Raw genomic sequence first — 6,936 nt, 5'->3', positions numbered from 1 at the left:
CCACCAAAATAAATAGCAGAAATATTAACTGAATCAAATAAAAATCTTTGTTGCCAAAATTGCCGAGTCAAACTAGCTGTATCTTGAATATTCAAATGACCTAAATTAATCGCATTTTGATTAATTTCAGCAATAATGCGGGGTGCTTCTAAATAATCTTCTAGTCTTTCGTGAATCCGGGTACTAACTTCATTTCTTAATTGAGTTGTAACTTCATTAACTGCTTGCTGGCCATTGCGTAGAGATAGCCATCCTGTTAAACCTACTGCCCCAAAAATTTGAACTACGAAAGGTACTATTAAAATAGCTCGTAGAGGTATGCGTCTACTGATTCTGATACGGGGAATAAAAGTTGTAGGAGCCGAATTTATGGCCATAGGATTTGATGACTACCACCTAATTTTGCTTAGTTTGTTTAATTGTAACTTCCCAGTTTTTTGATTTCCACTTCTCGGAAAGATGGAGAATAATAGCTGGAATTTTTTCATGGTTTTCGAGGGTTGTTATTATTTTTTAGTAAAGCTACAGTTTTCAACAATTAATAATGAATAATGAATAATTAATAATTAGCTCTCCTTGAAACTGATAGGATTGACTAATCATAAAAATTTTTATTTATTATCCCCTATCCAAGGGAAGGCTTTAAACCAAAATTTTTCGGTAATTTAATACGACACAAAGTATGTTTTATGTAGTATAATAAGTATTGGTGTTGTTAGAGAAGGTTTTCTAGCAGTTTTTTTTGTTGAAATTTTGAGGAGGATAGTATGTATATTTCTAAGTTTCAGATATTGAATTATAAGTCGTTTCGAGATTCTGGTTCGTTAGAGTTTCAGCCAGGTATTAATATTATTGTGGGTACGAATAATTCTGGTAAAACAGCTCTATTGGAAAGTCTGGGATTAGAGTTTGAAGATAATCCTTATCGCAATATTAGAATGAGAGATATTCCTGACTCGGAATTTGCGGATAAGTCAGTTGCTAATATTACTTTCAGATTAGAAAAGTCAGATATTTCTGCATTGATTGATGAAAGAGAAATTTATATCGAGAATAAAAATGCTTTGACTATTTTTCAGGAATGGTTTAATAAGGTTAAAGACATAGAAGTTACTGTCTGTAACTATAACAATAAACCTAGTGTAGTTATCTCGGATTTTCCAGAAGATATAAACTTATATCAATCAGTTCCTCGTAATGAATTGGGTGTTAGTATTCTACACACAAAGACAGTATTTTATCTTTATACAGAAAAAACGGGAGAATTTAAGCTGAAGGAACCAATTCATATTTTTGAATACAGCAACAAGCCTTTCCCTCAAATTTTATTTAATGAATTAAAAGGTCAAATATACAAACTTAATGCCGAAAGATTTCATATTGATAGCCGTTCTTTTGGGAGTAGTTTAATACTTAAGCCTGATGCTAGTAATTTAGCCGAAGTTGTCGATCAAATTGATGCGCGAGGTAAAGAAGAAATCTATGAAAAATTCAACAAGTATGCGAATATTTTGTTTCCAGAAATCAAAGAAGTTTTTGCTAGCTCGAAACGTCAAACACCCCTAGAAGTTTTAGTCTGGTCTCCAGAAGCATTCGACAGAAAACGAGAAGATTTAGCATTAAAATTAGCAGACTGTGGAACAGGAGTTAGTCAAGTTTTAGCTATACTTTATGTAATAGTAACTGCCTTAGAACCAAAGATTATTATTATTGATGAACCTCAATCATTTCTACATCCAAGTTTGATTAGGAAATTAATAAATATCTTTAAAAAATTTCCCCAACATCAATACTTTATCGCCACCCATTCACCCACAGTTATTTCCGAAGCTAACCCCGCAACAATTTTACAATTATCTTATTCCGAAGGTGAAACTAAAACTAAAATTATTAACTCAAAAGAAACAACAGAATTACGCGCCCTTTTAACAGAATTAGGAGTAAGGTTATCTGATGTATTTGGTGCCGATGCAATTTTGTGGGTAGAAGGTCCGACTGAAGAACTTTGTTTTCCCAGAATTTTAGAAAAATTTGGTTATTTTTCAATGAAAAGTATACAAATTATCGCAGTAAAAAATACTGGAGATTTAGCAGGCAAACGCGCCGATACTTTTTTCGATATTTATGATAGATTGAGTGGCGGAAAGACTTTATTGCCTCCAGCAACTACGTTTATTTTAGATAGTGAAAATAGAACGAAAAAAGAAAAGGAAGATATTAGTAGACGGGGTAAAGAAAAAGTCAAGTTTTTAGAACGTTGTAGTTATGAAAATTATTTACTCCATCCTCAAGCAATTTTCGAGATATTAAAGCAAGAAAATCCATCTCTTGAAATAGCTGTAGCGGATATAAAAAATTATATTGATGAAGCTGAGAAGCAAAAATTGTTCTTGCCAAAAAATTGTGTATTAAAAAATTGGAAATCTCAAGTCAATGGAGCCGAAGTAATTAAAGAAATTTTCTCTAAATTTTCTAATAATACTGTTGAGTATCGGAAAACAAAACATTCTCTAGAAATTACGAATTGGTTGCTCGAACATGAGCAGAATTATTTACAAAAACTGGCTGAATTTTTAAAAGAAATAATCCAAGAATAAGAGAGGTCTAGTAGTGGATTATTTCATCTTAAATGATGCAATATAAAAGTGTCTGGAGATTGCTTCACTGTCGTTCGCAATGACAATTATAATGAACATTTTTACATGAAACAATCCAGTAGAGTGCGTTTCCCTGCGGGACATAAAAAGCAAAGCGTAACGCACCGAAATATTTAGGATAGGCAGTCCGTTACATTTCATTTTTCCTAACGGAATGCTCCGCAAACATGTTGCGTAGCAAAACGCACCCTACTGAACTTTTTTTCTAATCTGTACGGACGTTGCATGCAACGTCCCTACCTAATCGGTAAAACAAATTTCAACTTTATCCCCATACTTTAAATTAAGTTGCTCCTCAGCACTACCACCATTAGCAGCAATTTCTACAAAACCATGAGACCCAATAATTGTAATCAAATCCCCTGGTTTACAGTCAGCATAAGTATTGCCACTAGAAATTGTTTTACCCGCTGAAAAATCAACATTATTATTAACAACAACCGACCAATTTTTCCCGAAAACATAACTACTAGAAATATTAGTAATTATATTGCCAAAATGGTCAATATGCTGAACGCAACCCCTAATACCTGAATCTGTAAAAGTAATATTATTTAAAGACAACTTCACCAAACTTTCTGGATTAATTTTTTCTCCCAAATTTTCTAACTTTACCCCACTACCAATATGAGCAGCAACAGGAGCAAATATATCTCTACCATGAAAAGTTGTACTCGGTGTTTTTGTCCGCCAATACTCAGAATTAGTAAGAGAAACTACCTCAATATTTTCCATTTCTAAACCTTCCAAAACTCCACTAAAAATACCATTATCAGGTCCGACTAAAAAACCTGTAGACAGTTGAATAGCGATCGCTCTTCTTGTACTACCCACCCCCGGATCGACAACAGCAACATGAACAGTTTCTCGAGGAAAAAAAGGATAAGCATTTTGCAAACAAAATCTGGCAGCAAATAAATTTTGCGGAGGAATTTCATGGGTAAGATCAATTACTTTTAGATTAGAGTTAATTTGAGCAATTACACCTTTCATTACACCGACATAGACATCTTTTAATCCAAAATCAGTTAAGAGTGTGATGATTTTTTTATTTGACATTATTCTGTTAGACTTCTTGCAGAAGTCAGGGAATAGGGAATAGGGAATAGGGAATAGGGGGATGAAATTTTTCACTTCATATCTTGAATTGATTTAATTTAAACCTTTGCAAGAGGTCTGTTTAATAACTATAGCAGTACACCCTGATATAACACTATAAAAAAGTGTTAGGAAATTGATAAAATTGAAATCCAAATCAATCAATAGTTTTCACTTGAGATGTTTCGCTTACGCGACGAAGCTACCTTAAAACCTTTATTACAATAGACATCTACAATAATCAAAAAAAAATCAATTATTCTACTTGACCCATCATTATTTCCCGAAAAATAAAGGTTCAAAGCCTCTCCTTTCAAGGAGAAAAAAAGAAAAAATTTCCTTTTTAACCAATCCTCTTCTTTTCAAGAAGAGGTAATTAATAATTATTAATTATTAATTATTAATTATTAATTATTAATCATCTCCATCTTTCGACTTGATATTGAGCATCTCTATAACCTCCTGTCCGTCCTTGTTCTAAATAAAGTTGAGCTGCTTTTTCAAAATCACTAATTGCTCCTTTTGTATCTCCAATATTAATCCTAACTAACCCTCTATTGTAATAAGCAGCAGCATATTCTGAGTTAAGTCTAATAGCTTGAACATAATCAGCGATCGCCTGCTGATAGTTTTCTTGTGCAGAATAAACATTAGCGCGATTTGCATAAGCTTCAGCGTTGTTTGGACTTAATCCTATTGCTTGAGTATAATCTTCTATCGCCTCTTGTAGTTGATTAGCAGAAGCATAAGCTAAACCTCTGTTAGTATAACCTTGAGGATTTTGGGGTTCAAGTTTAATTGTTTGAGTACAGTCAGATATAGATTTTTCATACTCTTGTAAATTTAGATAAGCAATACAGCGATTATTATAAGCAACTCCATTTTCAGAATTAATTTGAATTGCTTCAGTACAGTCAGATACAGCTTTTTCATACTCTGCCAAATTCAAGTAAGTGCTACAACGTCTAGCATAACCATCTTCATTCTGAGGATCTATTTTAATAACTTGATTATAATCATCTAGAGATCCTTGATAATCTCCCAGAAAAAATCTCGCTCTACCTCTTCTATAATAACCATCTATTTTTTCAGGTTGAATTTTGATCATCTCAGTGTAATCTGCTATTGATCCTTGTAAATCATTATTAGCTGCACGAGCTACCCCTCTACTCTGATAAGCATCCACATCATTCGGTTGCAGTCGAATCACTTGAGTGTAATCTTTAATTGCCGCGTCATAGTTTTGGGATTTATAATAAACCAACCCTCGTTTGTAATAAGCTTCAGCATCTTGAGGTTTCAAACGCAATACCTGAGTCAAATCATCAATCGCTCCCGGATAATTTTGTCGATCGAAATAAGCTACACCTCGGTTAAAATAAGCATTAACATAGCTAGGATTAAGAGCGATCGCTTCACTGTAATCATCAATAGCATTTTGGTAGTTTTCTGACTCGTAATAAGCATTACCCCGTTTGTAGAAATACTTTGCTTCACTAGGATTTAGTTTGATTGCTCTGTTATAGTCAGAAATTGCTGCTTGTTGATTACCATCTCTGGCATTTTCCACCCCTTTTTCAAATAGTTTCTCTGCTCTCATTGGGTTGGGGCGATTTAAAAAACTTACTATTCCAATCAGCACTGCAATCACCCCCACACTGGCAAAACCAAATAAAATCAACCATAATGGACGGGATGCCATTCTGAATACAGTTGTTGGAGTTTCAGAACTTGCCGATTCTTGACTTTGAGGTTCTTGCCGTGATATCACTGTTTGAGGACGCCCAGTCATTGTTTGTAGCGCTATGACAACTTCTTCTGTAGACTGGTAACGTTTGGTGTAATGGTAATGTACCATTTTTTCCAGGATATCAGCTAAATTTGAGGAACATTCTGCTTTATTGCGCCAGACAATACCACTAGGATTTGATGGATTCAAGTCTTGTAGTTTTGGTAGTTCAGCACTAGCAATACCTGTTAGAGCTTGAATAGCAATCATGCCTACTGCATACAGATCGCTATTATATTGAGGAATCCCCTGAAATTGTTCCATTGGCATATAGGAGGGAGTACCTGTAGCAATGGTTCGTTGTGCTTCTCCATTTGCTTCTGCGATCCGATGACTAACTTCTTTAACCGAACCAAAATCAATTAAAACTAATTTTCCATCTGGTTGACGTCTAATTAAATTTGATGGATTAACATCCCGATGAATCACCTCATGTCCATGTACAAATTCTAAAACTTCTAAGATTTCTAATAATAGTTGAATTACTTGTTTTTCTTGCCAAGGTTTACCAGGAATAATTTCTTTATTTAATGGTGTTCCGGGAATAAATTCTTCTACTAAATAAAATTGATTATTTTCTTCAAAATAAGCTAATAATAAAGGAATCTGATCATGTCTACCTAATTTTTCTAATATTTCTGCTTCTTGCTTGAACAAACGGTGGGCAGTTCTAACTAATGTAAAACTATTACCAGGAGCTCTTAGTTGCTTGACCACACATTGAGGATGCCCTGGACGACGAGTATCACCAGCCAAATAGGTTTGTCCAAATGCACCAGAACTCAGAACTTCAACGACACGATAACGTCCATCTAGCAGTTGACCAATCATGTTCATACTATACATTTTGTGATTTATTTTATACCTTTTTTCTTGACAATTTAGATAAGTTTAAGTAAAAGTAGGGAAAAGATGTAAGTCAAAAGTCAAAAAAAAGTTTTTCTCTGTCACATTGCTTCTTATTCCCTACTCCCTACTCCCTAATATCTTGACTAAGTTTGAAAGTATTTGTAACATCAGTTAAAATTCAAAATTCAAAATTTAAAATTTAAAATTTAAAAGTGATATTTGATGAACCCAAAACTTTGATGTTATAGTAATTTAAAGCAATTATTTTATATTACTAATATTACTAAGTTTGAAAGTATTGGTGACATCAGTTAAAATTCAAAATTTAAAATTCAAAATTCAAAATTTAAAATTCAAAAGTGATATTTGATGAACCCAAAACTTTGATGTTATAGTAATTTAAAGCAATTATTTTATATAGCATTTCTCATAAAGATGAGGTACAGTTACGATCCCCCTAAATCCCCCTTGAAAAGGGGGACTTTGAAGACTCCCCCCTTTTTAAGGGGGGCAGGGGGGATCTAAAACTGTATCTCACCAATT

Annotated in this window: 3 protein-coding genes and 1 pseudogene; 1 reads left to right on the top strand and 3 read right to left on the bottom strand. The window is 33.6% G+C overall.

Annotated features, from left to right (window positions below; genetic code table 11):
• Positions 1–377, bottom strand: a pseudogene (locus F6K40_RS37605) (hybrid sensor histidine kinase/response regulator); the annotation flags it as partial.
• Between the two features lie 390 nt (positions 378–767).
• Here F6K40_RS37605 and F6K40_RS37600 point away from each other — a divergent pair.
• Positions 768–2,597 carry an AAA family ATPase gene (locus F6K40_RS37600; protein ID WP_293144543.1) on the top strand — a complete coding sequence of 610 codons (1,830 nt, stop codon included), beginning with the start codon at positions 768–770 and terminating at the stop codon, positions 2,595–2,597.
• 300 nt (positions 2,598–2,897) lie between these two features.
• On the opposite strand, the gene F6K40_RS37595 is transcribed toward F6K40_RS37600, so the two are convergent.
• Together F6K40_RS37595 and F6K40_RS37590 are read right to left on the bottom strand one after the other, a co-directional pair.
• Positions 2,898–3,716: an SAM hydrolase/SAM-dependent halogenase family protein gene (locus F6K40_RS37595; RefSeq protein ID WP_293144540.1), complete on the bottom strand. Its 819-nt coding sequence runs from the start codon at positions 3,714–3,716 to the stop codon at positions 2,898–2,900.
• A gap of 457 nt (positions 3,717–4,173) precedes the next feature.
• On the bottom strand, positions 4,174–6,390 hold the full coding sequence (locus tag F6K40_RS37590) for a serine/threonine-protein kinase (protein ID WP_293144537.1): 2,217 nt from the start codon (positions 6,388–6,390) through the stop codon (positions 4,174–4,176).
• Between the last annotated feature and the right edge of the window lie 546 nt (positions 6,391–6,936).

Origin of the sequence: Okeania sp. SIO3I5 (genome assembly GCF_010672085.1) — a bacterium.
Classification (GTDB): Bacteria; Cyanobacteriota; Cyanobacteriia; order Cyanobacteriales; family Microcoleaceae; genus Trichodesmium.
Note: the sequence above shows the minus strand (reverse complement) of the source record. Positions and strands in the feature narration are given on the sequence as shown.

What these genes read in the sequence shown, in the direction of transcription:
- F6K40_RS37595 (WP_293144540.1), bottom strand. Translation starts at nt 3,716, where the DNA reads ATGTCAAATAAAAAAATCATCACACTCTTAACTGATTTTGGATTAAAA.
- F6K40_RS37600 (WP_293144543.1), top strand. Translation starts at nt 768, where the DNA reads ATGTATATTTCTAAGTTTCAGATATTGAATTATAAGTCGTTTCGAGAT.
- F6K40_RS37590 (WP_293144537.1), bottom strand. Translation starts at nt 6,390, where the DNA reads ATGTATAGTATGAACATGATTGGTCAACTGCTAGATGGACGTTATCGT.